This is a genomic window from Blastopirellula marina (assembly GCF_002967765.1).
GTDB lineage: Bacteria > Planctomycetota > Planctomycetia > Pirellulales > Pirellulaceae > Bremerella > Bremerella marina_A.
Map to the genome: position 1 here is coordinate 191,853 of NZ_PUHY01000015.1, position 17,957 is coordinate 209,809.

Here is a 17,957-nt window from a genome sequence, read left to right on the forward strand (position 1 = left end):
GATGTCTGACGAAGTCGTTGCTTTTTTTGCCTACGGAACGTTGAAGCGTGGGGAAGTTCGCGAGAAGCACTGGCCCTGCCGACCGATCGCCGTACTGCGTGGTTCGACGCCTGGTAGCTTGTGGGAAGTCGCCGATTATCCTGGTATGAAGATCGAAGGAGAAACCCGGGTAGCGGGCGAGATTTGGTTATTTCCCGCGAAACAAGAAGAGCGAATCTTGGCGGTGCTCGACGAAGTGGAAGGATACCCTGAGCTTTACTCACGTGAAGTGGTCGACTGTGAAACGCTCGACGGCCAGCCAATCGCCGCCACCGTTTACCTTTTCAATCCGCCGATATTGCCAAGTCATGCTCAGGTGCCAGCCGATGAACAAGGCCTTGTTACTTGGCGTGGATCGGGTCAGCGTTTCTCGTAGACCTCGGCCATCTTCTGCACGCGAGCCTTAATGGCTTCACGCGTCGATTTCGGGGCGAGGACCTCCGCTTCTGGTCCCAATGCCAGCACGCGCGGAATGATTTCGAGTTCGTGTGCGGCTTTCACAGTTAAGACAATCGAACCATCGTTTTGTAGTTCGACGGATTGTTCGGGATGCCAGGGATCTTCGACGACCCAGTTGGCCGCGATTGCGGAGATCTTAATCTTAAAGTCCATCGGCTTGTGGGCCGCGAAGATTCCGATCGAACCGCCTAAGTGTTTTTCCAAGTCGAAGTCTTTGGGAAGCTTGAAATAGTCATCCGTGACTTCCGCCTTCTTGAAACGATCGAGCTTCCAGTGCCGGATTCGGTTGGGATCACCCACTGGGAGTTCACTAGCGGCGGCCACGATGTAAATGCTTCCTTGGTGGAAAACGATTCCGTACGGTTCGAGTCTTCGCTGGCTGGGGGAAGGCTGTCCCGGCTTTTGATAGGCGACCTCCACGATCCGGTGCTGGTGGATCGCGCGATTGAGGTTTTTCAACGTCCCTTCCTGTGAAGAATAATTCTTCGCTGCTAATCCGGTCACATAAAGCACCTGGCGATATTTGCGATAGTGATCCCAGGTTGTTTCAGGAAGCTGTTCTTGGATCTTGGTCCAGAACGATTCAATCCCAACCCAGAAGGGCGTTCCCGACAAAGGAAGCAGCAGATCGCGTCCCAGCGAGAGTGCGATCAACTCCGTCGCAGAAGCGGTAATCTTGTGCATGCCGCGACCGCTGGAACCTAGCTTCCAAACCCGCCCCCGACCTGAATCGTGAACATCGATATCGAGACCGGCGGATTGTAATGATTCAATATCACGGCGAACGGTCCGCGTATGCAGCGATGAGAGTCCGAGCTCTTCGACCAGTGCGTCACGGATCTCTTCCAGCAGGCAGCCGTAGCGATAACGCTCGAGGATTTGCAAGATCTTATGCTGCCGGATGAGTTGCTCGTTGCGAGCCATGCCGATTGCCTCCGTGCCGAAATGGATGAGTTCAGGTTTCCGAGTTTACCTGACCAAACCGCTCGAATCTATCGATCGAACGTCCGTTTTTCTCGCAGCAAGTGATGATAATGCTGAGCGAAGCGGTGCGACTCGTCCCGCACGTACTGCAGCAGTCGCAGGGCGAACGAATGGCGGCTCAGGCGAATCGGCTCGCTTTCGCCGGGGCGGTAGACTTCTTCCTCGCGTTTGGCTAGCGAGATGACCGTTGGGGGCTCGATTCGCAGATCCCGAAATGCTGCCATCGCTGCGTTAAGCTGCCCTTTGCCACCGTCGATCAACAAAATATCCGGAAAGACTTCCGAGTTGTCACTTAGGCGTTTGAACCGCCGAGCGACGACCTCGTGGATACTCCGAAAGTCGTCGACCCCATCGACACCGCGAATTTTGAAGCGGCGGTATCCTGGCTTGAACGGCAGTCCGTCAAGGAACTGTACCAAACTGGCCACCGTGTCGCTGCCGCCGAGGTGTGCGATATCGACCCCTTCAATGGTCCGCGGCGTGGTTGCCAGGCCGAGCACCTTGCGGAGGCCTGCTAAGCCCTTCTTGGGATCAACGTAGAATACCTCGGGCTGAGCATGCGTTTCGAGTTCCCCTCGTTCGTCGAGACGATCAAGCATGTTGATCTCATCCCGCAGCTTCGCGGCTTTCTCAAACTCCAAGTTTTTCGAGGCTTCGAGCATCTCCTCTTGCAACTGCTTTACCAGACGTGTTCCGTTTCCTTCCAGGAACATTTGCAGGCGACGGATGTCCTTACGATACTCTTCCTTGCTAATCCGCAAATTGCACGGAGCAGTGCACTGATCGATACTGGCGAGCAGACAAGGACGAAACCATTTCCAGCGTTCGTCTGTTTCGTCGATATCAAGATCACAAGTGCGGAACTTGAAAATCCGCTGCAATACCTGAATCGCACCACGCAGGGCACTCGCACTGGCAAAAGGGCCGTAAAGCTTGGCATTCTTGTCGCGAGGTTCGCGTGTGAATTCGACCCGAGGGAAATCTTCCCGCTGAGTGATCATCAGGTAAGGAAACGTTTTGTCGTCTTTTTGTTCCTTGTTGTACTTCGGCTGGACATCTTTGATCAGCCGCGATTCCGCTAACAAGGCGTCGACCTCGTTTTCCGTTTCCAGAAAGTCAGCATCGGCGATTTCATTTACCCAATAACCGGTTCGCTGATCGATTGCTGCTTCCGCTAAGAAGTACGACCCGGCCCGCGAGCGGAGGTTCTTTGCTTTGCCGACGTAAATTACGCGTCCCTTGTCATCCTTGAAGATGTAAACTCCGGACGTAGTTGGGAATTTACGGACCTTATCCGCCGTAAGCGTGAAAGGGACATGCTCCGCAGGTTTGCCTTGATTAGTTTCATCAGCCGTCGGGGGGGAGTCCGCCGGACCGTTCGGATTATCTGCCATGAACTAGAAGTGTTGAGGGTGAACAAGTTTCCATCACCGAATTCTACCCCGTACCCGTATTTTTGGCAGCCTGGTTAACGTGCGGTTTATGCCAACCCGCACGCTAGCATCCCATTTGGGGGATTGTGAACCGAAGTGCGCCTCGCAAGCGATTGGCACTAAGTCGGCGGACGAGATGTCGGCGGTTCGATATGTCGATTCACGGTTCCATGAGCCAAAGCTTGAAGCGCCGCGCGATCGACTTTGCCGGTGACATTGATCGGCATCACTGGCAACACGACCACTTCTTCCGGTGCCTTATAACCGACGCGAGCCTGAGAGAAGGCAATGAGTTCGGAGATGGTCGGACGTGGGACATCGGATTGGAAAGTAACGTAGGCCCGGACAATCTCTCCATGAATCAGATCATGGATGCCGACAACGCCGGCAAAGGCCACGGCATGATGCTCTAGCAAGGACTCTTCTACTTCCTGAGGACAAATGTTCGATCCGTCGTGGACAATAATTTGCTTCTTGCGACCACGAAACCACAGATAGTCTTCTTCATCCGCCGATACCAAGTCGCCTGTATCGAGCCAGCCGTCGACAATAGTTTCCGCTGTTGCCTCAGCCAGGTTCCAATAACCGACCGTATTGCCACGGAAACGAATCCAGAGGCGACCCTCATCGCCCGTGGGAACTTCATTGCCTGCTTCGGATCGAATGGAGGCCTTGTACCCTGGGGCCAGTTTGCCGATGGAACCGATACGATTTCGTGTCGTTGGACTGATCGTTGAGAGGCCGGTTTCGGTCATGCCGTACACTTCCTCGATCTCCAGACCGGTGAGCTCGCTGAACTCGCGTTCGAGCTCCAGGCAGATTTTGTCTCCGCCAGAAATGCAGCGGCGAATTGAATGGAAATCGTCGCGAGCGGCGTTGTGATCGCGAACTAAGCCGAACAAGGGGGCTGGCAACATGCAGAGCAACGTAGGGCGAACGCGGCGCAAGAGTGGCAGGATTTCGTCGCCGCCAAATGACCTGGCAATGGCAACTTGCGCCCCGGCAGCGAGTCCAGCGAACGAAAACGAGGAGGCGGCAATGTGGGATGCAGATGTGGCAGGCACGAATGTATCCTTCGCGGATAACGATAGCCCGGCGATCGTACTGGCAATGATCCAGCCAAAAGTTTCGTGCGTATGGGTGACTCCCTTTGGCTTACCTGTGCTGCCGGAAGTGAAGAAAATGAATGCTGCCGTCTCAGGGCTTGGTGTCGGTAAATCGATCGGCGGAGATTCTTGAGCGAGCAAGTTGTTAAACTCGCAGCCATGTTTATCAACCCCCTGATAACGAAGTGTGCCGTGCGTTAACCGAGAGGCAAGTTGGCTTTCCGAGATTACCGTATCTCGTTCGGCATGGGCGATTAGGAGTGAGGCCTCACTGACCTTCAGGGCATGATCGACTTCCGCGGCTTGATAACGATAGTTAAGTGGCGTAGCGGTGAGACCTGCTTTAAAGCACGCCAGATAGTGAATCAGCAACAAACCGTCGTTGGGTAACAACGATGCGATTCGATCCCCAGTCGCCAAGCCCATGTTCAGATACTGCCGGGCCAAGTTCGTCGAGGCGTCGTCCAGTTCGATCCAGGTCCACGTGCGATCTAAGGATGCCAGTGCAGTACCGCTGCCATTCAGGCGAAGTCCGGCATCCAACAGCGTGGCCAGATGGACCGGGTGATCCAGTTGTTTGCCTACCAAGCCCACGGCCTCTTTCTCCGAAAGGTTGTCTCTCTACCGAAAAAGATGTACTTCCCAGGATGCATCGTCGAAGCCGTTCTACATCTTCAACGATTTTGGCACGATGTGTATCGCAACGGCAATCAAAGTTGTTAGATTCCCGAAAGATAGCGGTGATGTCGATCGGTTTCATCTCGCTATTGGCTATGCGAGAATATGGCGTTCCTCATCTTCTTTTATCGATTCCCCGAGCATAACGATGTCCCTGCCATCTGCTTTGCAGTCTTATGTGACGACACGCCGATTTTGGACCGATTTCTTGTGGATAACAGATGCAGAGCATACGCAAGGGCAAGATCCTTACCCACTTCTCAAGGATTTTCAATTCCGGTTCTCGGTGGCAGATGGATTTGAGGTCTCGATTTCACTGGATCAGGCACTGTGCTTCACGAGTCTCGATTTTGCTGTGCCTGGAAAGGACTCGCAGAACATTGCTTGGGATGATCAAGCTCATTGGCATCCGCACGTGTTGCGATGGTCGGAATTGGACCTGCTTTGCCAGTGCGTCGCGGCGCGCGATCCCAGTTTGGCTCACCCCGGTATTCCGCTGTTGTTTCTGCATCGCTTTGCCCCGATTTGCGTAGGGGATGATATCGACCAGATCGTCGCATTGCTCGAGACGGCCTGGCGAAAACTGGATTTGTTTTCTTCGGCCGAGATCACGACATTCATCGAACGCTTCGACGCCCGGGACGCTGATTTCCAGTGGAGATTTGAAGCTGGCAAAGGATGGTGCATCGAACAAGAGGACGATTCCGCGTCGAGGGGACTCTATTCACTACGAACGGCTGAAAACGACGAGTTTCCCTTCGCGGACTGGGAAAATCTAATCGATGCGGCCGAGCAGGTACCGAAGGTTGCCGCTGAAGTGCTGCCTCCTCCGCGCTGCTTTCCGCGCAAGAAGCATTCGCTGCATCTCACGATTCCCCATCAAGACAAGGATCGACCCGTACCGGTCCCTTTCATGCGACTTCTGAATCTCACGGTCGACCGAATGCTCTGCGATCTTCAGTGGGGACATTCGGAGCCTGGAGGTGGCATGTCGTCTCCCAACGGAGATGGTACCTACACCGAAATCGAATCGATGAATTACCTTCAATTGAAAGGGGATTTGAACGCGTCGCTCGATTTACTGCGCGGGCTGCTGTGGTGGAGCAAAGCTCCCGCGTCGGTTCGGCTTTCAGAAGGATATTCGGAGCCAATAGAATGGGATTTGACTCAGCCAGGGACCAACGTGCCTTTGGCGATTCAGCTGGGAAAGTTGATAACCTATCGCTGGAAGTCTGGCTATCGGTTTGATCCTGTTTCCCTGAAGAAGGCATTCCAAGAGTATCTGCGTGACCTCTTCGCCCAGGCGGATGTCATAGGGCCCGACGAAGATGGCTGGTACGACCTGAGGCTGCCTGACGAAGGGCAGCTAAGCATTTGTGCGAAACAGCTTGATGGCGAAGATAAGTGGTTTGGGCTGACGGTGATTATCAATCATTTGACTGAGGATGCCTCGGCCTGGGTCTATAGAACGATGAACGAACATGACTTGCTGTTGTTACCAGCGGTGATCGCGACGAGCGACAAAGTTGCGCAGCAAATCGATGCGCCTTGGCCAGAAGTATCGATCGTGTCAAACGCCAAGCAGCTACATCAGATTCTGACGGACGGCCCTTATGCCTGGTGGAAGCAATAATCGAGGCGTTCCGAATCAGAGTTGAAGGTCAGGGGGATAGGGGCTCTTCCGAAGTACGCCAACGGGTGATCTGCCGAAACGAACGTTCGTGGCACATTAGGTAGTCGCGCGTGCCAGGGATTGGGACGATCTCGTAGGCGGAACCTGCGTCGTCTGATGGAATTGAAGCGATCGGCTCTTTTTTCCCTGGTTGCCAAATATCAAATTGCCCCTGCCGAGCCGTAAGAATCGACTTTCCATCGGGGAGGAAGGCGGTTCCCATTTTGATTTCAGTGTTGGCCTGCCATTGATGCCTTACATGCATAATGTGGGTCAAGACTTCCTTAAATAGAACGCTCGCTCCATCTTGCGGAACGTTCACCAACAGCGACTCACCATCAGGAGACAAGATGACGCGTCGAGCTTGCGTGTCGCCGATGTATGAGAAACCGTCCATTGCGTCGGTCTGCAGATCGTAACGACGCAAGACATACGCGGGAGAGCCTACGACGGCATTGGTCACGGATGCGTACAAATAACGACCGTCTTTGCTGAATTGAACACCCTGGGCATTTGACAGATCGGCTTTGAAGGATCGGGCGATCTTTTGATCAACGACATCATAAATGTCGAGCGAAGTCCCCTGCCCAGCGACGGCAATCCAGGGACGTGTTGGGTGAAACGAAAGATAACCACATCGCGCCGGTAAGTTGATCGCACGGAGTTGTTTCCAGTTGTCAGTCCGGTAGAGTACCAACTGCTTCGGACCGACCGCAGCGAGAACTGAGGAATCGGGTGAATATCGCATGGCCAGTATAAACTGGTTGTCCGGTTCGATTTGCTTGATTACCTTTTGCGACTCGGTGTCGAAAACAACGATTGTTCCTAGTCGACCTGCGATGGCGAATTGTTTTCCCGAGGGAGAAGCTGCCAAGCCGTAGGCGACTTCGTTGAACGGGGTACTTTCCCAGACCTTTTGAATAGGGTCTGCAGCGCAGAGCGGACGAGCAGCAGGGAGACTGGTCAACAGAACCGATAGTCCCAAGACGACCAGGTTGGGGGAAGACGGCATCGCAGAGTTCGCAGGATGAAAAGTGGCAAGATGAGGTACTTCGATCCTACCTCGTTCGTGAAATTGATTCAAATAAGTTGCTCACGACAATAGCACGCTCACACTCCAAACTTCAAATGAAACAACTGTTCTCCGATTCGGAACTCGCAATTCTGGCCCGGCTCAAGGGTAGCCTTCGGCATTTTTAACCAGACGCCGTTGACCGACTTGTTATTTTTAATCGACCAATTTCCGCTCTTACTACAGCGCAGCAATGCATGCTTCTTACTGGTGAAGATGTCACTCTTACGTCGAATGCGGCACGTTTCGCCTCGACCGATCCAGTACTCCGGTTCGAGCAGCAACGTGGTGGAAGTTTTGCCACCGGCAAGTAGTTCAACTAACGCTGGGGCAGCGATTTCCGGCATGGTCTCGAACGGCAATGTTTCTACCACCGGTTTTCGATGGGGTGGTTCGTCCACGGAATCTTCCTGCGGAAGTTCAAAACGGTACTTTCCTCCCCCGATCAGAAACTCAGCTTGATTTTCGAGGCGCGCTTTGCGGACCTTGAAGTAAAGCCCATTTCGACTTTCCAGGTCTTCGATAACAAGACGTGGACTCTGTCCGTTCAATTGTTTCGTAATGACGACATGTCGTGCTGAAACCAAGTCGTCATGGGCGAGGCAGAGATCTCCCTCGGAACGTCCGATCTGAAAGGCGTTCTTTCGAATCCGAATTGATTCGCCGGTGCGTTTTCCATCGTCACAAACCGTCAAGATTGCGATCGGAGGCCGCTGGCTCGGACGAAATAATACCGCGTCCGGCGTCGGCTCGGACTTGGCTACATGGGTGACGGTTTGAATGTCGGCTTGAGCTTGCGCCGTTTCGTCACTCGATTCCAACAACGTATGGCGAGTCAGCGTTTCACTCATGCGGTTCACTTGGTCTAAGGTGTACGGGATTTAGTAAGCCCAGGGAACGATGGACGCAATCCGATTACTTGGAAAGCGGTCGGAAAGAGATGTTATCAAAGCGAGCGTAGTTCTTCGAAGTTCGCTTCCGATCAGAAATCAGGCTCACGCGAGCGTAGTGAGCGTTTTGAGGGATCGGTACCAGCAGTGCCACCGGCGCCCAGGCTTCGCTTTTAGGTAAACTACTTTCGTATCCCAGGATAGGAGGGCCGTCGCGAGTCTCTGAGTACGCGATGCGAAGTTTGGCTTGAACGTATTTTGGGTCATCGTTCTTCAACATCCCGCTTAGCAAAAAGTAATCGGTCTGGGAGGTACTTCGAGAAAGGTCCACGATCTGATAGCACTCAGCATCCTTCGTGCCGGTGGCAATCGTGTATTGCTCCCCCAGGTCCGATGTATGCTGGTGCGGTTCAACTTCCCAGTTACCACTGGCCGACTTCCAGGGAATAGCAATTCCGTTGACATCTACCGATTCGAAACTACCGTTTTCTATGAGCTCGGGGCCAATGTAGTCGTCAAGTAAATCGACGGGGTAATAACTCTTGAAGTTCTCTAAGTCTTGACGTAGTTTGTTCGCCCGATTGACGGCGCCAATCAGCTTGTAAGCATTGATCGCGTCCTCACACGCCGAGACCAACGCGGTGACATTCGGGGCTGGTTGGGAAATATTTTGCAGAACGTTCGGATTCACTTGCATCGTCGAAGCGAATTGGTCACGAAACTCGAGGATTTCAGCAGTCTTTCGCGTCGAGCCTACGCCGCCAGCGTTTGCTTTCATCTCTTCCGTTCGCAAGTAAGCTTCCAAGGCACTAAGGTGGGCAACTAGTTCTCGATGATAGTTCGAGATGCTGAAACGCAATCGCTGTCCGATCGCCATCGCTTGAGGAGAGGTCTCCAACGCGGGTGGAGCTGGTTTTGTGGATGGCGATGGATTGGCATCCGCTTGCTCGATCAGATCGGCCAGCGAAAGTTTCGAGGAAGCGTTATTGTTGACCGCAGATGCTGACGGATTAGCGTCCGGTTTTGTGGTCGTATCGGGCGAACTCAACGCGATGTTAGCTGGGTTGAGAGGGCGGTACTGAAATGATCGGACCTCGACTCCTGGCTCACGGTAAAAGCCGACTCGTCCCGTTGGACAGCGACGATCGACAAATGCGAACATCGCCCTTCCGTCGAGCCAAACCTGAATTTTGTTTCCTTGAAAAATAACGTCGACGGTATGCCACTGATTAGGAATAATTTGCTGGCTGGCAAATCGCCCGATCGAAACTTCTTCGGGGGTCAATGGTAATTGCAGATCTACTTCACCGAAGGAGGGTCCAGCGATTGGGATTAAGTAACCAACCGTTTGATTCTGCCCAGTCTTCAAGTAGTTAAGCAATATTGACGCGTTGGCCTTCGAATGGAGTACGCGATATTCGATTCGAAGGTGCCCATCAGACTTGGATTGATTCGAAAGTAGTAGACGTCGATGCGGATCGGATGCTGTCAGCAGCGAATCAAGATTATCGCTTCGGATGCTCCTGGCTTCATTCTTCTGTAAGGAGCCGAGGGAACGGTCAACTTGCTGGCTGGAAAGAATTGTTTCCCAGTCAGTCGTGTCGGTCATATTGACATAAGAAGGTGGAAAGAACCAACTGACCTTAGTGGCTTGAGCCACGTTGGAAGGCGTCGATGGTTGCTTAGGCGAGTCTGGCGTTTCCTGTGTTTGGTCGTCGACGGTTTGGTTAACTTCGGGGTCGGCATCCGTTGGAGTTTGCTTTTCCTCAAGCGGCAGCGGTTGGTAATCGATCGTCGTCAGTTGGCCTGCGACCACTTCAACGGTTGCGGATTGAACTAAGTCTCCGTTGGTATAAATCTTGACGTTTCGGTTACCAGAAGGGAGATCCGCACGTAGATTTCCACCGGTTTTATCGATGCTGGTGATCGGCTCACCATCGACAACGACTTCCGCCTCTGGAGACGCATTTCTAATTAACAAGGAACCTAGATCAGCCGAAGGATCGAACTTAGGGGCGAGAGTCCGCGACTGGAAGAAGCTCCACCCAAGCCAGCCCATAAGTAAAACCACCACCAATGAAATGGGTATGGCATACTTTGCCAGGGCTCTCGAAAGACGCTTGGACCATCCATTTGGGAGCGTCGTTTCACGCTCGCGGGTTTCGATTGGCGGAGGTGGTGGTGACGTACTCAGGTGTGGCGGAGTTGCTCTAGGGGAGGCAACTTCGCTCGGAAAAGGTGGAGGGGGAATGGGAGGCCCAGAGGCTGGGAAGCCAGAGCTCGTAAGGCTTGATCCTGGCGTATCGAAGAACACTTCGCCACCAGGGGCTGGCATCGATTGCGGCGACCCTATGGCCAAAGCCTTGAGTGCTTGCTGGACTTCGCGTGGGGTTTGAAATCGCTCGGCGGGATCTTTCGCCATCATTCGAGCGACAATGTCGGCCAACTCATCGGGGATATCAGGACGAACCAGATTCACTGTCGGCGCCGACTTCTGCGTTTGCGCCATCATTACTTCATACAAGGTACCGACAAACGGCTGGCGACCAGTCAGCAGGTGATAAAGCGTACAGCCGAGACTGTAGATGTCGGCTCGAATGTCAGCGTTGGCTGCGCTGATAATCTGTTCGGGGGCCATGTACTCGGGAGTACCAAGGGTCGCGCCGTCTTGCGTCAAACCACTCGAAGCCGCCTCCTTCATTGCTTTCGCCAAGCCGAAGTCCAGGACCTTCACGCGGAGTTCGGCATCTTGGGAAAAAACCATCACATTGGCTGGCTTCAAGTCGCGATGAATCAAACCGTTTTCATACGCATGTTGCAAGGCGGCGGCAATTTGTTGGCCGAGAGCACAAGCAACGGCTACCGGGACGGGATGATTTGCTTTGATGTATTGATGCAGACAAGAGCCGTCTACATATTCCATCGCGAATGCCAAGTGATTCTCTAGCGGGACTACCCGGTAGAACGTAACGATCGTTGGGTGGTTTAGCTTTCCGCCTGATTGGATCTCGTTGATGAAGCGTTGCTTGGCCGAATCTTTCGCGTAGAGATTCGAGTTGAGCACCTTGATCACTTCAAGGCGATCCATCGATACGTTCTTTGCGAGATAAACAATGCCCATCCCGCCGCGACCAAGTTCCTTCAAGATTTCATACTCTGAGGACTCAGCAAGTTCTGACGGGAGGTCGGCGAGAATCGAAGCACGTTCTCGTTTTTCGCGAGATGCCTTGGCAGGTTCGCGTTCTTGCTCCGCGATGTCGGTCCCGCGTGATAGTTGGGTCTGGCGATCAGCGGGGCCAGATTGCTGGGCACGAATCGCTTCAATTCGCGATTGAAGTTTGGGATGCTTTTCGGCGTAATCCTCGACTTTGCGTGCCAAGTGGGGATCAAGCGTTCCGCGCACGAAATCGCGCAGCATCTGATCGTCAATCTTACGCCGCTTCGCCATGCCCTGGAAACTTGCCCCCGACTTCTGGTGTCGTCCAATACCTCCACTAAGTGTAACTATGGACAGTACTTTATGCTACTCAGATCGTCGATCTGCCAAGTAGCCTACCGCTATGGTGCGGAACAAGGTGATAAGCCTGCGAACTATTGCCCTGGCTTCAAGTGCGTGTCAAAGAAGTCGAGGATGATTTGCCGCATTTCAGGGGTTTGAAATTCTTTTCCACCGTGACCTGCGCCGTCGACGATTCGGAATGTGGAGGAAACGCCTGCTTCGGTCAGCTTCTCGTGAAGTTTTCGGCTTTGTTCCAGCGGAACACTGGGATCTTTACTGCCGTGCATGATTAGGAAGGGAGGATCGTCCACGCTGACCTGGTAGAACGCACTGGCCTGCTTCGCGAGATCTGGCAAGTCGCGCACCGGACCGCCTAGCAGACGAGCTCCGTTCGACTTGGCGACATCCTCCGCGGTTCGACCATTGCCAACCACGTTCGGTGGCATCGTCAGCAAGTCGGAAGGGCCATACCAATCGCACACTGCTTGAACGCGACAGGGAAGCTGTTCATCGATTGGGGCATCGAGAGTTCCTAATAACGCGGCCAAGTGCCCGCCGGCCGAGCCGCCCCAAGCGCCGATGTGATCGGCATCGAGTTGGAATTCTTTCGCATTCGCTCTCAGCCAACGAATGGCAGTTCGACAGTCGTTGATCTGGGCAGGCCACTGGGCCTGATCGAGCAAACGGTAGTCAATACTAGCTACCGCGTAACCATGTTCGGCCAGCCATGCCGCAGGACAGCGGTCTTTTGTGCCACCTTTCCAGCCACCGCCATGCACCCAAACGACCACCGGTACCGGCTTCGATTGGTTGGTAGGATAGAACATGTCGAGCAGCAGAGGCTTACCATCTGCTTGGCCATATTCCAGATCGCGGTAAACGACAACGTTTTCTGTCGAAGGAAGCCCCTTTCTGTTCACCGGTTTCATTCCCGCACCAGCACGAGCGCGATCGATCGTGAAGTTGACGAGGCTTTGACAATGAAAGAACCCCGGCCAAAAGTTGTGGCCTTGTCCCTTGGGAACCACAAGATCCAATGCTTCGTCTGAACCGGCGGTGTGGTAGGCATCGGCGAGTGCCGCTGAATTCTGCTTCAACGGAACCACGCTATCTTCGTCGCCATGAATGATGTAAACCGGAATCCTCGCTTTCGCCAATCGGTCGACTTGGGAGATCGGATTGTTTTCATTTAAGCTCTTTTCGAGCTGTTCAGGTGTGAGTCCGTAGGCGGGCGCTGCTCGCTTTAGGCCGGGATAGGTTCGCAGATCGTAGACGGGATAAATGCCGGCAATCCCAGCCACTTTATCGGTGTTCCGAATCGCCCAGCTGCTCACCCATAAGCCGCCTCGACTGCGGCCCAGCAGGCAAGGCTTCTTCGCGAATCCTCGCTTCTCGGTCAGTTCGGTGTATAACGCCGAATTCGCTGTTTGTGATTCAGGGTTACCGTAGGCCTCGCCAACGTCGATGCCTGCAACCGCGATGCCTGCATCAAGGAATTGCTGGTGCATCCACTTCTCGTGCTGATCAGGATAAGCCGGCAAAGTAGGTGCGTAGAGTACCCATGGTTGTGGCTCACGCCGCTTCTCTTTCTCTGGCCACAAAATAAATGCTGGGTGTCCCTCGAGTAGGAACGACTCGCCAGGAAGAATCAACTTCTTAACAGACTTGCTGTCGTCTTGTGCGTGCGTGAAGTGAAAGGAAAACAGAAGCAGCACAATTGCGATCAGAAGTGTCGAGGTGCTTTTCATGACGTGGATCAATCGGAAAGGTGGGATGGGGGAAGAGAGCGAAGCCGTTGAGGTAACTCGATTCTCGCATGGCCGCATCAGACAATCCACCGGCGAACTTAAAAATGCGGACTTTGGAATGGTTTCGACAAGACCCCTTTCTAGATTGGCAATCGGAATGAATATCGATCACAATGTCAGCTACTTTCCTACTCAACTACTCATCAGGAGCCCTGCCCGATGAAGCGTATCCTCTTCTCGTTTGTAGCATTGCTGGTCTTGCAGCAAGCACTCCACGCAGCCGATCTGAAGCCACTGAAAGATGTGCCGTACGGGACCGACCCGCGCCAAGTGCTCGACTTCTATCCCGCCGAGTCCGAAACTCCGACGCCAGTGGTTTTCTATATCCATGGTGGGGGTTGGCAAAAGGGAGATAAGAAGACCAATCCCAAGCCATTTCTCGATAAGGGGATCTCGGTCGTAGCGATTAACTATCGCTACGTGAAGAACGCCGCGAAGGAGGGAGTCTCTCCGCCGGTCAAAGCTCCTTTGGAAGACGCGGCCCGCGCTTTGCAATTTGTGCGATCGAAAGCGGGCGAGTGGAACCTTGATAAGGAAAAGATAGGTGCGACTGGCGGTTCGGCCGGGGCCTGTTCTTCGTTGTGGCTTGCATTCCACGATGATATGGCTGATCCCAAGAGCGAAGATCCAATTAGCCGTGAGTCAACGCGTCTTTACTGTGCCGCGGTCAATGGAGCCCAGGTTACGCTCGATCCCAAACCACTGCGCGAGTGGATGCCCAACTATCGTTACGGTGCTCACGCATTCGGTTTGCCCAACCTGGAAGCGGTGATCGAGAAACGAGAAGAAATTCTGCCGTGGATCAAAGAGTATTCGCCGATGGCCCACGTAACGAAAGACGATCCACCAATCTACCTGTTCTATCGCGGCGAAGTCCCAGTCGTTGGCTCGTCCCCCAAGGATCCCACCCACTCCGGAATTATGGGCGTTAAGCTGGCCGAGAAGTTGGAAGAGACCGGTGTCGAAGTCGACATGAATCATCCCGGCATAGAAGATCCAGAATACAATACGACAACCGATTATCTGATCGATCGACTGACAAAATAGTAAACGCGTTTGAAAGCGTAACTCGAAGGGGACGGCCAAATGGCGGTCCCTTTTTTTGTTGATGGCTACCAACTCCACTGCATACGGACTGGTTCCGGCTCAGGCGGTTGGGGGATTCCGTTGACCGCGCCGAAGCCGGAGGAGATCTGGTAGATCGATTGGGCGATCTTTTGTTTGGTTTCCCAGTGGTTGGAGTCGTGATACATTTCGAGCAGCAAGGGCAATGCGGGCTTGGCCGCTGGTCCGAAATTGCCAAGCGACTCGATCGCCGCATCGACGGGGGACGGGAAGTACAACGGCTTCTTGCTCTGCCGTTTGCCTGCCAAATACTCGATGATGACTGGAACCGCCGCTGCGGCTGGTTCGCCGATTCTGCCGAGGGTGCGGATCGCGGCGACGGCGTGGTCCTCATCTTCCAGGTAGCTTCTCAGGTCCGGCACCGCCGCGGCGGCTTCCGGGCCGAGGTTGCCGAGTGCTAAGATCGCCGTGAAGGTCATTTCCGGGTCATTCTTCATCACGTCGACAAGAGCGGGCACCGACTGACTGGCCAGCCCCGATTGCGTTCCCAGTGCCTGAACGGCGCCCCGCCGATAGCTGATGCTCTTGGAATTTGTCCCTGCGATCAGCAGGGGCACGATCCGCCGTGGGGCTTTCACGTCCGTTAGACTCAATTCCCGGAGCGCCACAAGTCGCATGTTCCAATTGTCCCCTTCGAGGGCAGCCGCATACCGTTCCGCCACAATCGGCGCAGGAGCAAGTTCCGAAAGTTCGCGTAGGGCATCGTATTGATGGAACGGATCGGCCAGTTTGCGATCGAATGGTTCGATCAAAACCGATGTATCGGCTTCAATCGCTCGAAGTGTTCTCGCCACGGTTTCCAAGCGATGTGGCTCCTGGCCATATTCCAAAATCGTGGGGGCAGCTGAAATCGCCGCGGGGCCGATCGCGGCCAGCGTGCTACATGTAAACTTGAAGTTAAAGGGTTCGTCGTTGGCGAGAAGTTCGGTCAACTTGCCGACGGCTGGTGAGGCCTTCGGACCGAGAGTTTCCAGCAACGTGGTCGCGGCACTGGGGTATTCGTCCGGCGAATCAAGCATTTCAATCAGTTCCGGCAATAAGGGTTCCAATGCTTCGCCCGCTTTGTTCAGACGCTTCTCTGCTTCCATGGCTGTTTCCCAGTCCACGCCAGATCCAAACTCGGATTCTGCCTTGACGACGTCCAACAGGCGTCGCACGATTTTGGGATCTTTCGGGGAATAGTAGGAATAAAGGATCAGCGCCGAATGACGAATCTTGTCATCTTGCGAGTCGAGCAACTCGTCAAGTCCATCGGGCGGCGTTTGGGCGAGTATCCTAGTCAGATCGCCATCGTACCACTCAGCTTCGTCGAAAACGTTGCGTAGCACCTGTAGGATTTTTTGCTGTTTGGATCCGGTGTTTTGGGGGATTTCCCGTTCCAGTCTTCGGAATAATTGCATGTTCATCCGCTCGTAATCGAAGAGATACGGGGCATCAACGTCCACGTGATTCACGATCGCATCCACGATCGCGTCTTGGGATTCGATTGAAGTGGCTCCGTAGTCGGATAAGAATCGGACCAATGGTTCACGATCGCTATCCTCCGGCAGTTCAAGACACAACTTTGCCAATTTAGATATCAACTCGGTCGCACGCGCCGGATTGGCTGGAATCGCTTCCTCGGCCGCGAAACGAATGTCGTTGTTCGCATTTGGCAACCAGGCCGAGACCAGCAGTGGCGTGAGATCGCGAGACGTTTGCCCGAGATTCGTAAGCATGATCGCCGTGGCCTGGGCGACGCTTGGTTCTTTATCTTCGAGAAGTGAGACGAGGGCGTTCCACTCCTGTTCGCTGAAAACTTGCTGGCCTTCTTGCTCGTTTTCAAATGCTCGCAAGGCGAAGATACTGTTCATCCTGGTTTCTGCTGTCATGTTTGAGTCGAGGCTAATTTCGAGCAGCGTCTTTTGGCCAGGGATACCCATACCAAACAGGTTGGACGCAAGGGAGAACGAGCGGGGCTCGTGAATGATCTTGTCTTTCAAGAATTGCAGCAGATCGATTCGGGGAGGTTTTAACTCGGGATGTCGCGCGAGGTATACGAAGATCTCATCAGAGTGAACACCATTTTCAGCCAATTCGACAAGCTTTTCCACCAGCTCGGTACTGCTGGAATCGATTGCCAGAGCGTGGAACGCGTAGTCAATATCGGGACGTCCAGGAGTCGAGATCCATCGTAATACCGCCGGGTTCACTATCGCTGCCGGCGGTTTGGGCCACATATTCCGCAGGGCGACGAAGGCATCGTCCGCGACAGGGGACTCTTGCTCGCTTAGTTCCGCCAGTACCTTGGCAATTTGATGATTGTCATGCGGCTTATATTTAAGAAGCTGGAAGGCCGCCAGGGCGCGAGTGTCACGGTCGTCTGACTCGAGAGCGTCGTACAGCGGCTGCAAGGAAGGATCGTCTGCGTCGACCCAAATGGGAAATTCCTCGCTGACCTTCTTTCGCAATTCGAGCGGTTGCGATGGATCGGCCATGAACGTGGCGCAGGGCCTAATGGCAATGTTGCCGAGTCCCTGGACAGTACGTCGCACATCATACCACTGGTGGTCGACATTTCGCACTAAGGCTGAGATCACTTCTGGAGCATAGACGCCGTCCTCAACTAGCCGCATCGCGGCGACCGCTTGGACTTTCCGGCAGGGATCGCTCAGGTGCGCTCGATAGATTTGTTTTGCCTGATCGGTATCGACGTCGGCGGCTCTCAGCAGGTAGATCGCATTGTTGCGCGTTCTGGCGTCCGAGTGATCGACGTGTGCCAGGACGTAGCTCTTCGCATCGTCGCCGAGTTCTTCGATCCATCGCTCTTCGCCGTGATAGTCGAAGCGAGGATCCCGCAGGGCGAAGTATCGGTCTTCATCATCGCCAATCTCTTCGTCGGTAGGGCGATAGTCCTTGCTAGAGCTCACACATGGGTCTTGTTCCGCGGTGACATCTTCCCCTTGGCAGATCGGTACCGTAGCACACGAAAAGAACGCGAGTATCGCTAGTGAAAGTTGAAATCGGAGAGTGGCCCGAAGCATGCGTTGTTCCTACCAGAGAACTCAATCGATGAACGTGTGGTCGCATTCTCTTGAGATTGTGTAAACCTGGCAAGCAATTCTTTTGGCCTTTTTCGCGTGCGGTCTTGATGCTGCAAGACATCGCAAACGCTGCGAAATTTGACGTACGGGGCGGATCCGGGCAGAATGC

At 53.9% G+C, this 17,957-nt stretch carries 11 protein-coding genes; 3 read left to right on the forward strand and 8 right to left on the reverse strand.

The window, feature by feature from the left end; genetic code table 11:
- Position 1 precedes the first annotated feature (1 nt).
- A complete protein-coding gene (locus C5Y83_RS25325; protein ID WP_105332592.1) occupies positions 2-415 on the forward strand; it encodes a gamma-glutamylcyclotransferase in 414 nt (137 codons plus the stop codon).
- Here C5Y83_RS25325 and C5Y83_RS25330 read toward each other — a convergent pair.
- From C5Y83_RS25330 to C5Y83_RS25340, 3 genes are all read right to left on the reverse strand, one after another.
- Complete coding sequence (locus C5Y83_RS25330) at positions 400-1,422, reverse strand: helix-turn-helix transcriptional regulator (RefSeq protein ID WP_105332593.1); 1,023 nt, start codon at positions 1,420-1,422, stop codon at positions 400-402. The genes C5Y83_RS25325 and C5Y83_RS25330 overlap by 16 nt on opposite strands.
- Positions 1,423-1,490: 68 nt before the next feature.
- Positions 1,491-2,876, reverse strand: coding sequence for an excinuclease ABC subunit UvrC (locus C5Y83_RS25335; RefSeq protein ID WP_105332594.1), 1,386 nt, complete (start codon positions 2,874-2,876; stop codon positions 1,491-1,493).
- 158 nt (positions 2,877-3,034) lie between these two features.
- On the reverse strand, positions 3,035-4,615 hold the full coding sequence (locus tag C5Y83_RS25340) for a class I adenylate-forming enzyme family protein (protein ID WP_105332595.1): 1,581 nt from the start codon (positions 4,613-4,615) through the stop codon (positions 3,035-3,037).
- Between the two features lie 232 nt (positions 4,616-4,847).
- Here C5Y83_RS25340 and C5Y83_RS25345 point away from each other — a divergent pair, with 232 nt between their 5' ends.
- A complete protein-coding gene (locus C5Y83_RS25345) occupies positions 4,848-6,332 on the forward strand; it encodes a hypothetical protein (RefSeq protein WP_105332596.1) in 1,485 nt (494 codons plus the stop codon).
- A gap of 28 nt (positions 6,333-6,360) precedes the next feature.
- Here the strand turns inward: C5Y83_RS25345 and C5Y83_RS25350 are convergent, their stop codons facing one another.
- The 4 genes from C5Y83_RS25350 to C5Y83_RS25365 form a co-directional block, all read right to left on the reverse strand.
- Positions 6,361-7,383 (reverse strand): WD40 repeat domain-containing protein, encoded by a 1,023-nt coding sequence (locus C5Y83_RS25350; protein WP_105332597.1) that lies wholly within the window; start codon positions 7,381-7,383, stop codon positions 6,361-6,363.
- A 98-nt stretch (positions 7,384-7,481) separates the two neighbouring features.
- Positions 7,482-8,294 (reverse strand): FHA domain-containing protein, encoded by an 813-nt coding sequence (locus tag C5Y83_RS25355; protein WP_105332598.1) that lies wholly within the window; start codon positions 8,292-8,294, stop codon positions 7,482-7,484.
- Between the two features lie 64 nt (positions 8,295-8,358).
- On the reverse strand, positions 8,359-11,781 hold the full coding sequence (locus C5Y83_RS25360) for a protein kinase domain-containing protein (protein WP_105332599.1): 3,423 nt from the start codon (positions 11,779-11,781) through the stop codon (positions 8,359-8,361).
- 143 nt (positions 11,782-11,924) lie between these two features.
- Complete coding sequence (locus C5Y83_RS25365) at positions 11,925-13,580, reverse strand: alpha/beta hydrolase (protein WP_199195135.1); 1,656 nt, start codon at positions 13,578-13,580, stop codon at positions 11,925-11,927.
- Between the two features lie 219 nt (positions 13,581-13,799).
- On the opposite strand from C5Y83_RS25365, the gene C5Y83_RS25370 reads away from it, so the two are divergent.
- Entirely contained in the window at positions 13,800-14,687 is an 888-nt protein-coding gene (locus C5Y83_RS25370) for an alpha/beta hydrolase (protein WP_105332601.1), read from the forward strand.
- Positions 14,688-14,752: 65 nt separating this feature from the next.
- Here C5Y83_RS25370 and C5Y83_RS25375 read toward each other — a convergent pair whose 3' ends face one another.
- A complete protein-coding gene (locus tag C5Y83_RS25375; protein ID WP_105332602.1) occupies positions 14,753-17,788 on the reverse strand; it encodes a HEAT repeat domain-containing protein in 3,036 nt (1,011 codons plus the stop codon).
- Between the last annotated feature and the right edge of the window lie 169 nt (positions 17,789-17,957).

What these genes read in the sequence shown, in the direction of transcription:
- C5Y83_RS25325 (WP_105332592.1), top strand. Translation starts at nt 2, where the DNA reads ATGTCTGACGAAGTCGTTGCTTTTTTTGCCTACGGAACGTTGAAGCGT.
- C5Y83_RS25330 (WP_105332593.1), bottom strand. Translation starts at nt 1,422, where the DNA reads ATGGCTCGCAACGAGCAACTCATCCGGCAGCATAAGATCTTGCAAATC.
- C5Y83_RS25335 (WP_105332594.1), bottom strand. Translation starts at nt 2,876, where the DNA reads ATGGCAGATAATCCGAACGGTCCGGCGGACTCCCCCCCGACGGCTGAT.
- C5Y83_RS25345 (WP_105332596.1), top strand. Translation starts at nt 4,848, where the DNA reads ATGTCCCTGCCATCTGCTTTGCAGTCTTATGTGACGACACGCCGATTT.
- C5Y83_RS25350 (WP_105332597.1), bottom strand. Translation starts at nt 7,383, where the DNA reads ATGCCGTCTTCCCCCAACCTGGTCGTCTTGGGACTATCGGTTCTGTTG.
- C5Y83_RS25355 (WP_105332598.1), bottom strand. Translation starts at nt 8,294, where the DNA reads ATGAGTGAAACGCTGACTCGCCATACGTTGTTGGAATCGAGTGACGAA.
- C5Y83_RS25360 (WP_105332599.1), bottom strand. Translation starts at nt 11,781, where the DNA reads ATGGCGAAGCGGCGTAAGATTGACGATCAGATGCTGCGCGATTTCGTG.
- C5Y83_RS25365 (WP_199195135.1), bottom strand. Translation starts at nt 13,580, where the DNA reads ATGAAAAGCACCTCGACACTTCTGATCGCAATTGTGCTGCTTCTGTTT.
- C5Y83_RS25370 (WP_105332601.1), top strand. Translation starts at nt 13,800, where the DNA reads ATGAAGCGTATCCTCTTCTCGTTTGTAGCATTGCTGGTCTTGCAGCAA.
- C5Y83_RS25375 (WP_105332602.1), bottom strand. Translation starts at nt 17,788, where the DNA reads ATGCTTCGGGCCACTCTCCGATTTCAACTTTCACTAGCGATACTCGCG.